The sequence below is a fragment of the Caballeronia sp. Lep1P3 genome, assembly GCF_022879595.1.
Classification (GTDB): domain Bacteria; phylum Pseudomonadota; class Gammaproteobacteria; order Burkholderiales; family Burkholderiaceae; genus Caballeronia.
On the sequence record NZ_CP084265.1, the window covers coordinates 2,115,219 to 2,131,046 of the forward strand.

Annotated in this window: 14 protein-coding genes, 1 tRNA gene and 1 pseudogene; 10 read left to right on the top strand and 6 right to left on the bottom strand. The window is 64.6% G+C overall.

Features of this window, described 5'->3' with window-relative positions; all coding sequences use genetic code 11:
- Positions 1-37: 37 nt before the first annotated feature.
- Together LDZ27_RS09900 and LDZ27_RS09905 are read right to left on the bottom strand one after the other, a co-directional pair.
- Positions 38-1,012, bottom strand: a complete 975-nt coding sequence (locus tag LDZ27_RS09900; RefSeq protein WP_244813928.1) for a PDR/VanB family oxidoreductase — start codon at positions 1,010-1,012, stop codon at positions 38-40.
- Positions 1,013-1,292: 280 nt separating this feature from the next.
- A complete protein-coding gene (locus tag LDZ27_RS09905; RefSeq protein ID WP_244816109.1) occupies positions 1,293-2,642 on the bottom strand; it encodes an MFS transporter in 1,350 nt (449 codons plus the stop codon).
- 272 nt (positions 2,643-2,914) lie between these two features.
- On the opposite strand from LDZ27_RS09905, the gene LDZ27_RS09910 reads away from it, so the two are divergent.
- The 3 genes and pseudogenes from LDZ27_RS09910 to LDZ27_RS09925 all read left to right on the top strand — a co-directional run bounded on the left by LDZ27_RS09910 (position 2,915) and on the right by LDZ27_RS09925 (position 6,089).
- Positions 2,915-3,502 carry a MarR family winged helix-turn-helix transcriptional regulator gene (locus LDZ27_RS09910; RefSeq protein WP_244813929.1) on the top strand — a complete coding sequence of 196 codons (588 nt, stop codon included), beginning with the start codon at positions 2,915-2,917 and terminating at the stop codon, positions 3,500-3,502.
- Positions 3,503-4,234: 732 nt separating this feature from the next.
- A pseudogene (locus LDZ27_RS09915) lies at positions 4,235-5,338 on the top strand (IS256 family transposase); the annotation flags it as partial.
- A 292-nt stretch (positions 5,339-5,630) separates the two neighbouring features.
- Positions 5,631-6,089, top strand: a complete 459-nt coding sequence (locus tag LDZ27_RS09925) for a DUF2846 domain-containing protein (RefSeq protein ID WP_244813930.1) — start codon at positions 5,631-5,633, stop codon at positions 6,087-6,089.
- 390 nt (positions 6,090-6,479) lie between these two features.
- On the opposite strand, the gene LDZ27_RS09930 is transcribed toward LDZ27_RS09925, so the two are convergent.
- A tRNA-Arg gene (locus tag LDZ27_RS09930) sits at positions 6,480-6,554 on the bottom strand.
- Between the two features lie 181 nt (positions 6,555-6,735).
- On the opposite strand from LDZ27_RS09930, the gene LDZ27_RS09935 reads away from it, so the two are divergent.
- Positions 6,736-7,077, top strand: a complete 342-nt coding sequence (locus LDZ27_RS09935) for a hypothetical protein (protein WP_244813931.1) — start codon at positions 6,736-6,738, stop codon at positions 7,075-7,077.
- A 15-nt stretch (positions 7,078-7,092) separates the two neighbouring features.
- On the opposite strand, the gene LDZ27_RS09940 is transcribed toward LDZ27_RS09935, so the two are convergent.
- Together LDZ27_RS09940 and LDZ27_RS09945 are read right to left on the bottom strand one after the other, a co-directional pair.
- Positions 7,093-7,254 carry a hypothetical protein gene (locus LDZ27_RS09940; RefSeq protein ID WP_244813932.1) on the bottom strand — a complete coding sequence of 54 codons (162 nt, stop codon included), beginning with the start codon at positions 7,252-7,254 and terminating at the stop codon, positions 7,093-7,095.
- Positions 7,255-7,329: 75 nt separating this feature from the next.
- A complete protein-coding gene (locus LDZ27_RS09945) occupies positions 7,330-9,222 on the bottom strand; it encodes a bifunctional sugar phosphate isomerase/epimerase/4-hydroxyphenylpyruvate dioxygenase family protein (protein WP_244816110.1) in 1,893 nt (630 codons plus the stop codon).
- 269 nt (positions 9,223-9,491) lie between these two features.
- On the opposite strand from LDZ27_RS09945, the gene LDZ27_RS09950 reads away from it, so the two are divergent.
- On the top strand, positions 9,492-10,349 hold the full coding sequence (locus LDZ27_RS09950; RefSeq protein WP_244813933.1) for a shikimate dehydrogenase: 858 nt from the start codon (positions 9,492-9,494) through the stop codon (positions 10,347-10,349).
- A gap of 79 nt (positions 10,350-10,428) precedes the next feature.
- Here LDZ27_RS09950 and LDZ27_RS09955 read toward each other — a convergent pair whose 3' ends face one another.
- Complete coding sequence (locus LDZ27_RS09955; protein ID WP_244813934.1) at positions 10,429-11,127, bottom strand: TetR family transcriptional regulator; 699 nt, start codon at positions 11,125-11,127, stop codon at positions 10,429-10,431.
- A gap of 144 nt (positions 11,128-11,271) precedes the next feature.
- On the opposite strand from LDZ27_RS09955, the gene LDZ27_RS09960 reads away from it, so the two are divergent.
- From LDZ27_RS09960 to LDZ27_RS09980, 5 genes are all read left to right on the top strand, one after another.
- A complete protein-coding gene (locus LDZ27_RS09960) occupies positions 11,272-11,679 on the top strand; it encodes a hypothetical protein (RefSeq protein ID WP_244813935.1) in 408 nt (135 codons plus the stop codon).
- A 165-nt stretch (positions 11,680-11,844) separates the two neighbouring features.
- On the top strand, positions 11,845-12,348 hold the full coding sequence (locus LDZ27_RS09965; RefSeq protein ID WP_244813936.1) for a YbhB/YbcL family Raf kinase inhibitor-like protein: 504 nt from the start codon (positions 11,845-11,847) through the stop codon (positions 12,346-12,348).
- A 124-nt stretch (positions 12,349-12,472) separates the two neighbouring features.
- Complete coding sequence (locus LDZ27_RS09970) at positions 12,473-13,840, top strand: MFS transporter (protein ID WP_244813937.1); 1,368 nt, start codon at positions 12,473-12,475, stop codon at positions 13,838-13,840.
- 784 nt (positions 13,841-14,624) lie between these two features.
- Complete coding sequence (locus LDZ27_RS09975; RefSeq protein WP_244813938.1) at positions 14,625-15,176, top strand: type 1 glutamine amidotransferase domain-containing protein; 552 nt, start codon at positions 14,625-14,627, stop codon at positions 15,174-15,176.
- A gap of 54 nt (positions 15,177-15,230) precedes the next feature.
- Positions 15,231-15,818 carry a DUF4142 domain-containing protein gene (locus LDZ27_RS09980; RefSeq protein ID WP_244813939.1) on the top strand — a complete coding sequence of 196 codons (588 nt, stop codon included), beginning with the start codon at positions 15,231-15,233 and terminating at the stop codon, positions 15,816-15,818.
- Positions 15,819-15,828: the final 10 nt, after the last annotated feature.

Consider the following 15,828-nt stretch of genomic DNA (forward strand, 5'->3'; position numbering starts at 1 on the left):
GACCAGCGTATTCAGTGGGGATGTTCGTTTCGACTTCTCAGAGGTCCAGCACGAGTTCTTCGCTCTTCGCGCGCGACACGCAGATCATGATGTGATCGCGTTTCTCGTCGTCGCCCAAGACCATGTCGCGATGGTCCGCTTCGCCCGCGCAGAGCGTCGTCCGGCAAGAACCGCATGTGCCGCTCTCGCACGAACTCGGCGCGCGGATGCCGTTGTCGCGCAGGATTTCGAGGATCGAGCGGTCCTTCGGAATCTCGAACGTGAGGCCGGAGCGTTCGAGCTTCACACTGAACGGCACGTTCTGCGCCGCGCGCGACTGATCGACGCCGAAGCTCTCGAAGTGCACGCTGCCTTGGGGCCAGTGGCCGGTCATGTCGCGCACGCTGTCCATCAATGCGCGCGGGCCGCAGCAGTACACGTGCGTGCCGCTGCCGGGCTTTTCGAAAACGGGCCAGAAGTCGAACGCGTTCGCGAGATCGCCGTGATCGTGATGAATCACGGCATGCGGCTTCCATTCGGCGCCCGAGAGTTCGTCGACGAAGGCCGTCGTTTCGGGGCTGCGCGTCACGTAGTACAGCTTGAAGCGCGGGCCGGCGGTGTTCTTGAGGTAGCGCATCATCGAAAGAATCGGCGTGATGCCGATGCCGCCCGCGACGAACACGTAACTGCGCGCGCGTTCGCTCAGCCCGAACTCGTTGCGCGGCTCCGATACGTCGATGCGATCGCCCTGCGCCACGTCGTCCGTCATGCTGATCGAGCCGCCGCGACCCGCCGCGTCGCGCTTGACCGCGATCACGTAGCGGTCCGTTTCGTCGGGATCGTTGCAGAGCGAATAGTTGCGGTTGGCGCCGCTCGGCACGCGCACCGTCACATGCGCGCCCGCCGTGAACGGCGCGAGAGCGCCGCCTTCGGGATCGCGCAATTCGAAGCTCACGATGCCGTCCGCGACGGGTTCCTTCTTCGTCACCACGAGCGTCCTGAAGGACAGTTCGCCGTTCGCCGTCTCGCTCATTTCGCTGCTCTCCTGCTTCGTTGATTACCCGCGCGGCCTGGCGTTTGGCAAAGCGTTTGGCCGATTCGCCGTCGCTTGCATCCGCTTGCCGCACTCGATGGCTTTATATTAGATATCTAATCATTTGCCGACAAGCGGGTTTTCCCTGAAACGCGGCGCGCACGCCCAAAAAAGAAACGGCGCCCGAAGGCGCCGCCGATGCTGGTGCTGCTGGGTGCTGCTGGGTGCTGCTGCTGCGAGAAATGCATTGCCGTGCGCTTCGGGTTCGCTCAGGCGCGGTTCACGCGCGCTTCTCCGCATGCTCGCGCAAGGTGTTCGCGGGTACGCCGATGAGCACGGCGAGTCCGCCGAGCACGACGAGCGCGGCGATGGCGGCGAGGCCGATCGCGAGGCTGCCCGTCACCGTCTTGATCCAGCCCAGCGCGATCGGCCCGCAGAACGCACCCACCTGACCCAGACAACTGATCGCGCCGATGCCGGCGGCCGCGGCTTCGTCGGAGAGATACGCGGGCGGAATCGACCAGATGATCGCGGCCGCGCCGAAGTAGGAAATCGAAATCATGCCGAGGCAGACGATGGCCGCAGCCGTGCTGCCCGAGAGCACCGGCAGGAGAAAGCCGCCGAGCGCGCCGATGGCCGTGCATGCGAAGAAGTGCCAGCGGCGTTCGAGCGTCACGTCCGAACTGCGCGCCACCGCGAACATGCCGAGCGCGCCGATGATGTACGGCAGCGCGGACAGGAAGCCCACGTTCAGCACGTCCGCGACGCCCGCCTGACGGATGATGGTCGGCGTCCAGTAGTTGAGGATCGTCCCGCACAAAGGCACCGTGCCCCAGCCCGCCGCGAGAATGTAGACGCGCGGGTCTTTCAGCGCGGTGAGCAGTTGATGGCGCGTGTGCTTCGCCGGCTTTTTTTCCGCGCGGTCGGCGGCGAGCGCATCGAGGATGATTTTCTTCTGCTCGTCGTCGAGCCAGCGCGCGTCCTGCGGCCGGTCGACGAGATAGAAGAACGCGACGATGCCCATCGCGAGCGCGGGCAGGCCTTCCAGAAAGAAGAGCCATTGCCAGTTCTTGAAGCCGAGCGTGCCGTTGAAGTTGTGCAGAATCCAGCCGGACAGCGGCCCGCCGATGATCCCCGCCGCCGCGATGGCGAGCAGAAAGCGCGACGTGATCCGCGCACGGCGCGCGCCCGGATACCAGTACGTGAGATAGAGAATGATGCCCGGCCAGAATCCGGCTTCGGCGGCGCCCAGCAGAATGCGCGCGGCATAGAACTGCGCGGGCGACGTCATGAAGGCCATCGCGGTGGAAATGCCGCCCCAGAGGACCATGATGCGCGAGATCGTGAGGCGCGCGCCGATCTTCTTGAGCCACAAAGTGCTCGGCACTTCCAGCAGGATATAGCCGATGAAAAAGAGGCTGACGCCGAGCCCGTAGGCGGCATCGGACAGGCCGAGGTCCTGCTTCAGGCGCAGTTGCGCGAAGCTCACGTTGACGCGGTCGAGGTAGTTCAGCACCCAGCACACGAAGATGAACGACATCAGCCGCCAGGTGACTTTGTGATAGGTCGCCTCGATGCGGGCCTCGGTGCGCGCGTCGATGCGCGCCGCGCTAGCGTCCGATTCCGACATGAGTTGCGTGACTGTGAATTTGGCCACCAAACGTCTCCGTTGCGTCTGCCCATGAGGACGATGCGGCTTAGTCGGGATCAAGCCCGCAACCAAGTCCGCATTCGACGAATTTTTATTCGATATCTAACTATCATGGTACGGAGGCGCCGGCCCGCGAACAAGCTCGGGTTTGCACCGAGACACGCGGCGCAACTGACGCGCGTGAATGCGCCCGACCCAGCGGATATGATGTCAGGCATGCAAGAACTGCGGCTTTGAAAGAAGGCAACGTCATGACACGAAAGAAGACAGTGGAAGGCGCACCGCGCGAAACGGCGGAGATGCTGCGCCATTGGCACGAATCCGTGCCCCACGACCGCCTCGCGCACCTCGTGAAGGACGCGACACGTTCAATGGTGCGCGCGTTGCAGATGCGGCTCGCGGAACATTCGGTGTCGTTCGGACACTGGACCTTTCTGCGCATCCTGTGGGAATCGGACGGTCTCACGCAGCGCGAACTGAGCGAGCAGGCAGGCGTGATGGCGCCGACGACGTTCGCCGCCGTCACCGCGATGGAAAAGCTCGGACTCGTCGAGCGTCAGCAGCGCCCGGAGAACAAGAAGAACACGCATGTATATCTCACCGCCGAAGGACGGGCGCTCAAGGAAAAGCTCGTGCCGCTCGCGGAGGAAGTAAACGACATCAGCGTGACGGGATTGAGCGAGCGCGATATCAAGGTGGCGCGCAAGGTGTTGCTGACGATCATCGAGAATCTCGCCGAGGACGAAGCGGAGTCCACGAATCCGATGCGACGCGTGCCTTCGACGCGCGAGCTGGGGAGGATTATCGCGGAGCGTGGGGAGACGCTGGAGGATGTGTGAGGGAAGGCGCGGCCGGAGTCGGATGAGTCGCGGATTCTAGTCTCGTTTCCCGTGCGGCGCGGTCTACTGCTGGGTTCAGAGCACGGAGCGCCAAACACGCCGGGCGAAGCGCTTCGAGACGCGCATTGACTGCGCTTGAGCGTCGGCATCTGCATCGGCATGGTGCTGCCCGGCTCCAACTATCCGTGGTCGGTCGGCTGGCCCGGGCCTCTGAGCCCGCTCGCCAAACCGACGCGCCACGCGACCACGAAGTCCTCAAGTTTCATGTCAGCGTGCCGATATAAGAATCTCGCGAAATGACATGAGGTAGATCTTGCTTAACGCCAGAAGGTACGCGGTGGCGATATTCGCCGTTTCGGCGCTCTCTGCATGCGCTCCAGCGATTCAAGTTCAGAAGTCCGAGTTGATAGTTTCCTCTACGCCAGAGGAGTCGGTGCGGGTCCTCACTCCGGTGGTCATCAGGCTCTCGACCGGATATTCCCGCCGATTGAGGGCTGGCTCGGTATGGCGATCAGTCGGGGTAGTGTGCAGAAGAATGTGCAAAAACGCTGAGGCGGCAGGAGCGCAGAGGCAGGGGTGGCCGTGGTGTAAGTTGATGAATGTCCAGTTCGTCAACCTGCCCTCGGGAGGGCTTACGCCATGGCCACGACCAAGCGTATTACGAACCGGCCGCCAGCGGAAGCGCTGGTTGCCGGCGACCGGGACCTGATGAAGGCGCTCATGAAGGATGCGCTGCAGGAAGTGCTTGAAGCGGAAATGACAGAGCTGCTGGGCGCGGCGCCCAATGAGCGCAGCGAGACGCGAAGCGGCTATCGTGCGGGCTACTACGGCCGCGCTCTGGTGACCCGCATCGGCAAACTCGAGCTGCGCGTGCCGCGTGATCGACATGGCGAATTCTCAACGGCGCTGTTCGAGCGCTATGCGCGCAGCGAGAAGGCGTTGGTGGCGGCGTTGGCCGAAATGTACGTGCAGGGTGTGTCTACGCGCAAGGTCAAGGCGATTACCGAAGAGCTGTGCGGTCACAGCTTTTCGGCCTCGGCGATTTCGGCGATCAACAAAGGGCTGGATGCAACGCTGGCAAAGTTTGCACACCGGCCGCTCGAAGAAGCGTATCCGTATCTGATCGTCGACGCGCGCTATGAGAAGGTGCGTGAGTCGGGCGTGATCCGTTCGCAGGCGGTGCTGATCGCCATCGGCATCAACTGGGAAGGCCACCGGCAGGTGCTGGCTGTGGAGTTGGCCAACCGCGAAAGCCAGTCGAGTTGGAAGGAGTTCCTTCTGGCGCTAAAGAAGCGCGGCCTGTCAGGCGTCGAGTTCGTCGCCTCGGACGACCATGCGGGGCTGAAGAAGGCGATCGGTGAGGTGCTCCCGGAAGCCGCCTGGCAGCGCTGCTACGTCCACTTCCTGCGCAACGCGCTGGACTATCTGCCGCGCAAGGCCGACGACGACTGCCTGCAGGAGCTGCGCTGGATGTACGACCGTCGCGACTTGCAGGAAGCGCAACAAGATCTGGCAGCGTGGATCAGCAAGTGGCAGGGCAAATATCCGAAGCTGGTGGACTGGGTCGAAGGCAACATCGCTGAGACGTTGACGTTTTACCGGTTGCCCCGCGCGCATCACAAGCACCTGAAGTCCACCAACATGCTGGAGCGGCTGAATGAGGAAATCCGGCGCCGCACGCGTATCGTGCGCATCTTCCCAAACGATGCGTCATGCCTTCGGCTGATCAGGGCCCTGTGTAGCGAAACGCATGAAACGTGGCTGGAAGACAGCCGTTATCTGAACATGGCCTTGCTGGCCGAGCAGAAAAAGGAGTTCTTGCGCGCTGCTGCATAGCGAGCGTGCGGCGCTGCGGGCTACGCCCTTCGCGCCGCATGCCGCACAGAAGGATCAACTGAAACCACCGGCATCCGGTTTCTGCACAACTTGACGCACACAACTTCAGTCGGCGTGTTACCGCAAGGCACAGTCTATCGGCCGGTCGGCTCAGAGTTCACCATCGAAGGCCGGCAGGTTCATGAAGCGTACGTGGTTATCGCTGGCAATGCATTGGTCGGTTTCTTCCTGCCTGGCGAGTCCAGTTTTTCCGCGTTGAATCCCTCCCAATCCATAAGAATAGAGAAGGTAAATGGCTAATCTGTTTCGCGTTTTGTTGACGGGCTCATTCGTGGCGCTTGTTGCATCGGGTTGCGCCAGTGGTCCGCAATACAAAGACGTAGCTTCGTCGATTCCCACCTTGAAGGAGTCGCAGGGCCGCATCTACTTTTACCGGTCCAATTCGATGTTCGGCGCAGCCCTGCAACCCGGCATCAGTCTGAACGGCGCGGTCGTCGGCCAATCGAAACCCGGCGGCTTTTTCTATGTCGACGAGCCCGCGGGAAAGTACATCGTTTCTACCGCGACCGAGACGGAGAAGACGGTGTCTTTCACGCTTGATGCAGGCGAGACAAAGTATGTAAGAACGAGAGTCGGACTCGGGCTGCTTGTCGGGCGTGTTATCCCTTCCTTGGAATCGCCCGACGAGGCATCGAAGGCACTTGAAGGGTCGCACTACATCGGAACGCTGACCACCTCGGCCTCCAAGTAAAGCGACGGGGTCGCCTATCCGGGCGATTCTCGTCCGATTGCCGCCCCTTCTCGATCCTGCATCATCGAGAGGCAGCGTCCCGGATGCCGAACGACAAAGGCCGTTCGGCATGGCTTGCCACTCATCTGAGCCATCACCGATATATGCTGGAAAGCGGCCTACCGACGCATTGCGGCTGCTAGGAACGCCGCGAACGGCGATCTAGAGATCGGACATGGTCGGAATGCATCATCCGGCCGCACTCGGCAATCGAGCCGTTCTCCGCTCGGCCACACGCCTGGATCGGGCCTGACTCACGGAGCAATAACTGTCCTTGCGACGTCTTTCGCTTAGCGCCAGAGTTGACAGAGCAGTAGCAAGCAGGCTCAGAACCGAGCTTGAGAAGCATCGTGGTCCCCCCGGCAGGAATCGAACCTGCATCTAGCGCTTAGGAGGCACTCGTTCTATCCATTGAACTACGGGGAGCGGACCGCGCGTCCCGCCGAGCGCCCTCGAAAAGCCGGGCCTGGCGGGAGCGCAGAGTATAGCAAAGGCCGCCGGGCGCATCGGGCGCGGCGCGCAGAAAAATATGGGCGGCAACGGCTCGCGATGCCGCTCTCGGGTTTGTCCCTATCAAGTTTCGCGCGACGGCGCCGCCATCGGAAGAATGGACCCCATTTCCGATATCAAGCTCCACGGCGCTTTTTCGGCGTTGCTGGCAGACCAGGACCTCGCGCATCTTCAAAAGGTGCTGGGCCGTTCGTTGTCGTGCGATCTCGGCGGTCCTCTGCTGCCGCCTTCGTACTGGCGCGCGCGGCTCGCCGGCGTCACGCGTCAGGCGCATCTTTCGCACAGGCAGATTCAGACCGTGCACCGGCTGTATCTCTGCATCGATGCATTCGAGGCCGCGTCCGCCGCACGGCACGACGAACCCGCGCTCGCCGACGAAGCCGACCAAGCCGAAGTAGCCGACGAACGCCTCGCAGCGGCAGGCGCCCAGAGCGGCTGAACGCGCATCGGCTCGTCAGTGATGATGCCGGAGCCACCAGTCGCGCAACGCATGCTGCCGCGTGCCCGCGCGCGAGCCGGCTTCGCGACGCTCCTCGCGCCAGTCATGCGCGAGAACCACGAGGCCGAGCGCGGCAAGCCCCGCGAGGCCGACGAGAATATCGGGGAAATGGATCATGGCGCCCTCCCGCTCTGCCACGCTGCCATCTGTCAATCATAGGCCACGCATCGCGCGCGACCGTCGGTATTGCCCCTACGCGGCCTGCCGCGTGCGCTGCTGCTGCGCATGCGCCGCGAGCCGCACGGCCGCGTTCGCCGCGCCGTAGCCGTCGTAGCCGCCGCGCCGCTCGATCACTTCGAGAAAGAAGCGCTGATCGAGCTGCTCCGTGTACGCATGAAAGAACTCGCCGCCGCGCTCGTCGCGATCGTAGAGGATGTTGTGCGCGCGCATCGCGTCGATCTGCTCGTCGGGCAGACCGTAGCGCGCGACGAGATCGTCGTAGTAATTGCCCGGAATGCGCAGGAACCGGACGCCATCGGCCTGAAGCCGCGGGATCGCATCGAAGATGTCGGGCGTGCTGAACGCGACGTGGTTCAGCCCGGAGCCGCGATACGTCGAAAGCGATTCGGCCACCGCCGTGTAGCGGTCCATCGACGCATTGAGCGCGATGCGCACCGATCCATCGCGGCTTCGCACCGCACGGCTGCGCACGAGGCCGTAGGGGTCCGGCACGAGCACGCTCGCTTCTGTCTCGAAGCCGAACGCGCTGCGGAAAAAGAGCACCCATGTGTCGAGCGCTTCGGCGGGCAGCGAAAGGCACACATGATCGATGCGCGCGAGCGGGCCGACCTCATACGGGCCGTCGATATCGGTCAGGACGAAGTCGGATTCCCAGAGCGTCGGCGCGCCGGGCGCTTCATCGACGAAATAATCGAGACTGCCATCGGGCGACTGCACGCCCGGCACCACGCGCTCGTTCGGCCCGACGCGCCCCGAGAACGGCTTCGAGCCGTAAGCCGCGGCGCGCTGGAACGCGAGCTTGGCGTCATCGACGTGAAACGCCGACGCGCACAGCGACAAGCCGTGCTGCTGAAAGAACGCGCTCGCGAACGAATCCGCTTCGGCGTTGAGCACGATGGAGCCCGCGCCGTGCCGGTAGAGCGTCACGTCCTTCGAGCGGTGCGTGCCCGCGAGCCTGAACCCGAGCTTGCGAAGCCAGCTTGCGACGTGCTCGCGCGTCGTGTCGTCGACGGCGAATTCGAGGAACTGGAAGCCGATGTGCTCGGGCGGCGCGGGCGGATCGAACAGTTCGGGAATCGCGCGCTCGCCCATGACGGCGCGCGTCTGTTCTTCCAGAAAACGCAGCGAGCGATGCCCGTCCGCCGCGGTGATCGCGGTGGGCGCGGCGCGAAAGCCGTCGTTGAAGATTTCGAGCGAAAGCGGTCCCTTGTAGCCCGCTTCGAGCACGCGCGCGGTGAAGCCGGCGACATCGAACGCGCCCTGCCCCGGAAAGCAGCGATAGTGGCGGCTCCATTCGAGCACGTCCATCGAGAGGACGGGCGCATCGGCGATCTGCACGAACGCGATGCGATCGCCGGGAATCGCCGCGATCTCATCGACGGTATCGCCGATGGAAAGCGTATGGAAGCTGTCGAGCACGAGGCCGAGATTCGGATGATTCACCGCATCGACGAGACGCCACGCGTGCTTGTACGAATTCACGTGGCGGCCCCACGCGAGCGCCTCGTAACCGACGATCACGCCCGCTTCCTGCGCGAGCCGCGCGAGCGCGCCGAGTTGATCGACGATGAGCGCGTCGTTCGCGATGGTCTCCGGCGACACGTTGCTGCACGCGAGCATGCGGTCGGTGCCGAGTTCGTGCATCAGCTCGAACTTGCGCTTCGCGCGCTCGATGTTTCTCGCGAGCCGCTCGGCGCTCACGCCTTCGAAGTCGCGAAACGGCTGGAACAGGTAGATGGCGAGGCCCAGTTCTTCGCACAGGCGGCGCACGTCGGCGGGCGTGCCGTCGAAATACAGCAGATCGTTCTCGAAGATCTCGACGCCGTCGAAACCCGCCGCGCGGATCGCCTTCAGCTTTTCGACGAGCGTCCCGCTGATGGATACCGTCGCGATGGATGTCGGAATTGAACGCGGCATTGCTGCCTCCTCGTGCATTCGTTGCATTCGTTGCGGGTTGGATCGCTCAAGTGTAGGCGCTTGCCGCGCAATCCACGTCATTGTGCGGCAGAATAGCAAACTAACTAGATGGTACAAAATACGTAGAAATACGGAAGGACATGGGCACCGCGCGCGCTCACACTGCGCTCTGCATCGCGGCACTGCAACATCGCGCCCTTTTTCGTTGCTGTACCCTAGGCGTGAAGCGCCTTGCCTTTTTCGCGGGAGTTCCTCGCATGACCAGCAAAACTTCGTATCTGATCGGACTTATCGGCTCGGGCATCGGCGGCTCGCTCACGCCTGCCATGCACGAACAGGAAGGCCGCACGCTCGGGCTGAATTATGTGTATCGGCGCATCGACTTGCAGGCGCTGAAGCTCGAGCCGTCCGCGCTGCCCGACTTGCTCGCCGCCGCCGAGCGCATGGGTTACGACGGCCTCAACATCACGTACCCGTGCAAGCAAATCGTGATCCCGTTGCTCGACGAGCTCGATCCCGACGCGCGCGCGCTCGGCGCGGTCAACACGGTCGTTCTGCGCGACGGCAAGCGCATCGGCTACAACACGGACTGGTCCGGCTTCGCGCGCGCGTTCGAGCGCGGATTGCCGAACGCGCCGCTCGATCGCGTCGTGCAGTTGGGCGCGGGCGGCGCGGGCGCGGCCGTCGCGCATGCCGCGCTGACGATGGGCGCGCGCACGCTCACGCTGTTCGATTCGGACGCGGCGCGCGCGTCGTCGCTAGCGGACGAACTCGGGGCGCGTTTCCCCGACCGCGAAGTGACGAGCGGCGGCGATTTGCAGGAAACGCTGCGCGCCGCGAACGGCCTGATTCACGCGACGCCGACCGGCATGGCGAAGCTGCCCGGCATGCCGCTGCCGGCGGAGTATCTGCACAAGGATCTGTGGGTCGCGGAGATCGTCTACTTCCCCCTCGAGACCGAACTGCTGAAGACGGCGAAGGCGCTCGGCTGCCGCACCGTGAGCGGCGGCGGCATGGCGGTGTGTCAGGCGGTGGATGCGCTGCGCATCTTCACCGGCCGCGAACCCGACGCGGAGCGCATGTTCGCGCACTTTCAGACCTTGCTCGAAGGCTGACGCGCATCGCAACACGCGTCGCGCAAAGTAGAAACGGCGGCCTCGCAAGAGAGCCGCCGTTTCTACTTTGCGGTCGATGTCAGTCGCCGCGCCGCATGAAGCACAGCACGGCATCGATGATCATCTCCCGATGACGCGCCCGCGAGCGCGGCCCCGACGGATCGCGCCCGAACGCCGCGCTCCATGTATGGCGATTGGCGACGCGATGAAAGCAGAACGAACTGATCATCAGATGCAGGTCGATGGCATCGACGTCATCGCGAAAGCGCCCCGCCGCCACGCCGCGCGCGATCAGGTCTTCGATGGTCTTGACGACGGTGGAATTGCGCGCCTTGAAGGTCTTCGACTGCTCGATGTACTTCGCGCCATGCACGTTTTCGATGGTCACGAGGCGCACGAAGTCGCGGTGCTTGTCGTGATAGTCGAACGTGAAGCCGACGAGTTCGCGCAACGCGTGTTCCGGGTCCATCTCCCCGAGCTGAAGCTCCTGTTCGAGCGCGCGAATGTCGCCGTAGACCTGTTCGAGCACCGCTTCGTACAGCCCTTCCTTGCTGCCGAAGTAGTAGTACAGCATGCGCTTCGTGGTGTTGGTGCGCTCCGCGATGGCATCGACGCGCGCGCCGGTGAGACCCATCGCCGAGAACTCCTGCGTGGCGATGTCGAGAATGTTGCGCTTGGTCTCCTCGGGATCGTACTTGCGCCGGCCTTCCGACGCAGCCGGCAAGCTCGCACCGGCGGCCCTGCTCGCATCGTTGGCGGGCTTGCTTGCTTTTTTCATTTTTGCGTTTTTGCGTCGGGGAACGGCGTGGAAATCGATTCTAGCATGGGGGTTCCGGCCATCTTTATCGTCGCGGGCGGCGCTTCCGGAGGCTTCATCTATACTTTTTTGATCCCTTTTCCTCACGCCGACGCGATCCGCCGCATGACGCATTTCAAGGTTCTCGCTGCCTCTTTCGCGCTTGCAGCGTTCGCCGCTTTGCCCGCGTCCGCGCAGACGCAACTGCCGCCCGGCCATCCGGCGACGCCGCAACTGCTCGCCGCCGAAGGCGTGATGACGAGCGCGAATTTGGCGCGCGGCGCGGCGGACATCTGTCATATCGATGCCGCGAAAGTCGCGCGTTTCAAGGACGCCGCGCGCGCCAACTTCACCGACGCGCCCGACTTCGATGCCGAATGGACGCTCGGCTACAGCCAGGCGCAGGCGGCCGTGGACCGCTTCGAGAAGCTCAAGACGAGCAATCCCGTCGAGTACAGGAAGGAAATCGACGAGGCCTGTCCCGCGCTCAGCCGCGGCATCGACGAAGTCACGCAGCCCGCGCCCGCGCAGTAACGTCGCCGCGCTACAAGCATGCCGACCCGCTGAATTCGGGGGCGGATGCTACACTCGATCGACCACCCCGGCCCTGCCTGCCCAAAGCGTTTCGATGCCTCGGGCATGCTTGCTGCGCCGCTTCGCGCATTCAGCGACCAACGCTAACAAGGAGGCACGACTCTCATGGCTGATTTCCGCATCTGGTCCGATGAGTTTCCGGCGAACGGGTTTCTGACCCGCGCCCACGAGTTTGACATGCAAGCCTTCGGCGCGTCGGGCGAAAACATATCGCCCGCGCTGCAGTGGGAGGCGCCGCCCGCCGAAACGAAGAGCTTCGCGCTCACCGTCTACGATCCGGACGCGCCCACCGGCAGCGGCTTCTGGCACTGGGTCGTCGTGAACATTCCGGCCGACGCGCGCTCGCTGCCGCGCAACGCGGGCAAGGCGGACGGCAGCCTGCTGCCGGCTGGCGCGCTGCAACTGCGCAACGACTACGGCACGGTTGGCTTCGGCGGCGCGGCGCCCCCGCGCGGTGACAAGCCGCATCGCTACATCTTCCGCATTCACGCGCTGCAGGCCGAAAAGCTCCCGCTCGATCCGACCGCGACGAACGCCGTCGCGCGCTTCATGACGCATCTGAACGAGATCGACTCGGCGACCTACACGGGCCTCTACGAACTCAAGTAAGGCGCAAAGGGCCGCGCGTTTGCGCGCGGCCATCTTCGCGCCCCGTCTCGCGGCGTGAGCCTTCCAAGCGATTTGAAAACGGCGCGTCATACAATGCGCCGCCTCGCCACTCTCAGCCGCACCGATGGATTCCGACCAGGGCCTTCCCCTTCCTCAACGATACTGGGCCGTCGCGGTCGTCGCGCTCGGCATCACGCTCGCCGTGCTCGACGGCGCGATCGCCAACGTCGCGCTGCCGACCATCGCGCGCAATCTCTCGGCGTCGCCGGCCGATTCGATCTGGGTCGTCAACGCGTATCAGCTCGCCGTCACCATTTCGCTGCTGCCGCTCGCCTCGCTCGGCGATCGCATCGGCTATCGCCGCGTGTATATGGCGGGGCTGGCGCTCTTCACGGTCTCGTCGCTCGCGTGCGCGCTGTCGGGATCGCTCGTCGGGCTCACCGTGGCGCGCGTCGTGCAGGGCTTCGGCGCGGCCGGGATCATGAGCGTGAACACGGCCATCGTGCGCATCATCTATCCGCACAAGTTGCTGGGACGCGGCGTGAGCATCAACGCCAGCGTCGTCGCCATTTCGTCGGTGATCGGGCCGACGGTCGCCTCGGGCGTGCTGGCCGTCGCGCCGTGGCCGTGGCTTTTCGCGATCAATGTGCCCATCGGCCTCGCCGCGTTCGCCATCGGCGCGAAGGCGCTGCCGCGCACGCCGGGGCATCGGCAGCCTTACGACTACGTGAGCGCGGTGCTCAATGCGCTGTTCTTCGGCATCGCGATCGTCGCCGTCGATGGCCTCGGGCACGGCGAGCATCGCCCGTTCGTGATCGGCGAGTTCATCGTGACGGCCGTCATCGGATACTTCTTCGTGCGCCGGCAATTGACGCAGACCGCGCCGCTCTTGCCGATCGACCTCATGCGCATTCCGGTGTTCGCGCTGTCCATCGGGACGTCGGTGTGTTCGTTCTGCGCGCAGATGCTCGCGTTCGTGTCGCTGCCGTTCCTGCTGCAAAACGGCTATGGCATGAGCCAGGTCGAAACCGGCTTTCTGATGACGCCGTGGCCGCTCGTCATCGTGTTCGTCGCGCCCATCGCGGGCATGCTCGCGGACCGCTACTCGGCGGGGCTGCTCGGCGGCATCGGGCTCGCGATCCTGACCGTCGGCCTCGCGCTGATGGCAACGGTCGGCGCGCATCCGTCGGTGGTCGATATCGCGTGGCGCATGGCCGTGTGCGGCCTCGGATTCGGCCTCTTCCAGTCGCCGAACAATCGTCAGATGCTCTCGTCCGCGCCGCGTCATCGCAGCGGCGGCGCGAGCGGCATGCTCGGCACCGCGCGTCTCACCGGGCAGACGCTCGGCGCGGCGCTCGTCGCGCTGATCTTCGGCGTCGAGCCGCAGCGCGGCGCGGTCATCGCGCTCGGGGTCGCGGCGGGATTCGCGGCGGTCGCTGCGGTGGTCAGCATGCTGCGGCTCACGGGCAAGCGCAGCGTGGAGACGGCTTGAGGGCGTAGCCGGCGTGCTGTTGTATGCGCGTCATGACGCGGCTCGCTTCATCGCTGCGGCGGGCGCGGCTGTCGTCAGCATGCTGCGGCTCACGGGCAAGCGCAGAGTGGAGACGGCTAGAGGGCGTAGCCGGCGCGCTGTTGCATGCGCGTCATGACGCGGCTCGCTTCATCCCTGCGGCGGGCGCGGCTGTCGTCAGCATGCTGCGGCTCGCGCGCGAGCGCAGCGTGGAGACGGCTTGAGGCGTAGTCGGCGCGTTGTTGCATGCGTTTTTATGCGCAGCCGCCTGTCATGACGCGGCTCGCTTCATCGCCGCGGCGGTCGCGGCTGTCGTCAGCATGCTGCGGCTCACGCGCAAGCGCAGCGTGGAGACGGCTTGAGGGCGTAGCAGGCGTGCTGTTGTATGCGCGTCATGACGCGCCTCGCTTCATCGCTGCGGCGGGCGCGGCTGTCGTCAGCATGCTGCGGCTCACGAGCAAGCGCAGCGTGGAGACGACTTCAGGGCGTAGCGGGCGCGCTGTTGCATGCGCGTCATGACGCGCCTCGCTTCATCGCTATGGCGGGCGCGGAACGTCGACCTGAGACAGCAGAGCTCCGCCACGCGCATGCGCGAGCCGCACCGTTCCCCCTAAGCGCGAACGCTGAACTCGCCGTCGCGCGAAGTCTTAGAACCGCCCGCTCACACATTCTTTGGGCACACACCTTGCTACCGCTTCGAGCGTGAATCCGCGCGTGCGTCCTCGCGCGAACCATCCGAAACGAGCAACGAAAAAGGAGTGTGTTCATGCCAACTTCCCTCGACGGCTTCAAGGTAGCGATCCTCGCGGTGGACGGTTTCGAGCAGGCGGAACTCGTCGAGCCGCAGCGCGCGCTGAAGGAAGCCGGCGCGCAGGTCGACGTCGTTTCGCAGAAGCCCGGCCAGATTCAGGGCTTCCAGCACGTCGACAAAGGCGACAAGGTCGATGTCGATCGCACGCTCGACGAAGCGACCGCCGCCGACTACGACGCCGTCGTGCTGCCGGGCGGCGTCGTCAACGGCGACGCGATCCGGCTCGACGCGAAGGCGCAGGCTTTCGTGAAGGAAGCCGATCGCGCGAAGAAGCCCATCGCGGTGATCTGTCACGGCGGCTGGCTGCCGATCTCGGCGGGCATCGTCGCGGGCCGCACGATGACGAGCTGGCCGAGCCTTCAGGACGACGTGCGCAACGCGGGCGGCACCTGGGTCGATCAGGAAGTGCAGATCGACGGCAATCTCATCACGAGCCGCAAGCCCGACGATCTCCCCGCGTTCAATCAGGCGCTCATCGAAGCCATCGCCACGTCGCGCGCAGCCTGAAACGCCGCGCCGCAAAAACGAGCCGTTTCCGACCCACGAACCGGAGCCACGCCGATGCCACGCGTTCCGCTCTCTTCGCCGATGGCCGCGCGCCGCGTCGCCGCCCTTTCGCTCGCGTCGCTCGCGGCGCTCGCCGTCTGCGCACACGCGCAAAGCGAGGACAAGGCAGCGGCGGACGCGAGGCCATACACCGAGCAGTCGCAAAAGCTCTCGAGCGCCGATCAGCAGTTCATTCAGGATGCCGGCACGGCGGGCGCGACCGAAATCGCGGCGAGCAAGCTCGCGCTCGCGCGCTCCGGCGACAAGCAGGTGAAGGAGTTCGCACAGCGAATGATCGCGGACCACGCGAAGCTCGCGCGCAACCTCGATGTCATCGCCAAGCGCCACGGCATCACCGCGCCGCCGGGCGCCGATTCGTCGGTCACGGGCAGTCTGCAAAATCTTCAGGGAGCCGAATTCGACAAGGCCTATATTGAGAAAGTCGCGCTGGCGGCGCATCAGAAGGCTGTCGAGCTTTTCGCGAACGAAAGCGAGAAAGGCAACGATGCCGCGCTGAAAGCGGCGGCGGCGAAAGCGCTGCCGATCCTGCGTCATCACTACGCAATGGCGCAGCAACTCGCCCGCGCGAAGGCAGCGTCATAAATGCACTCCA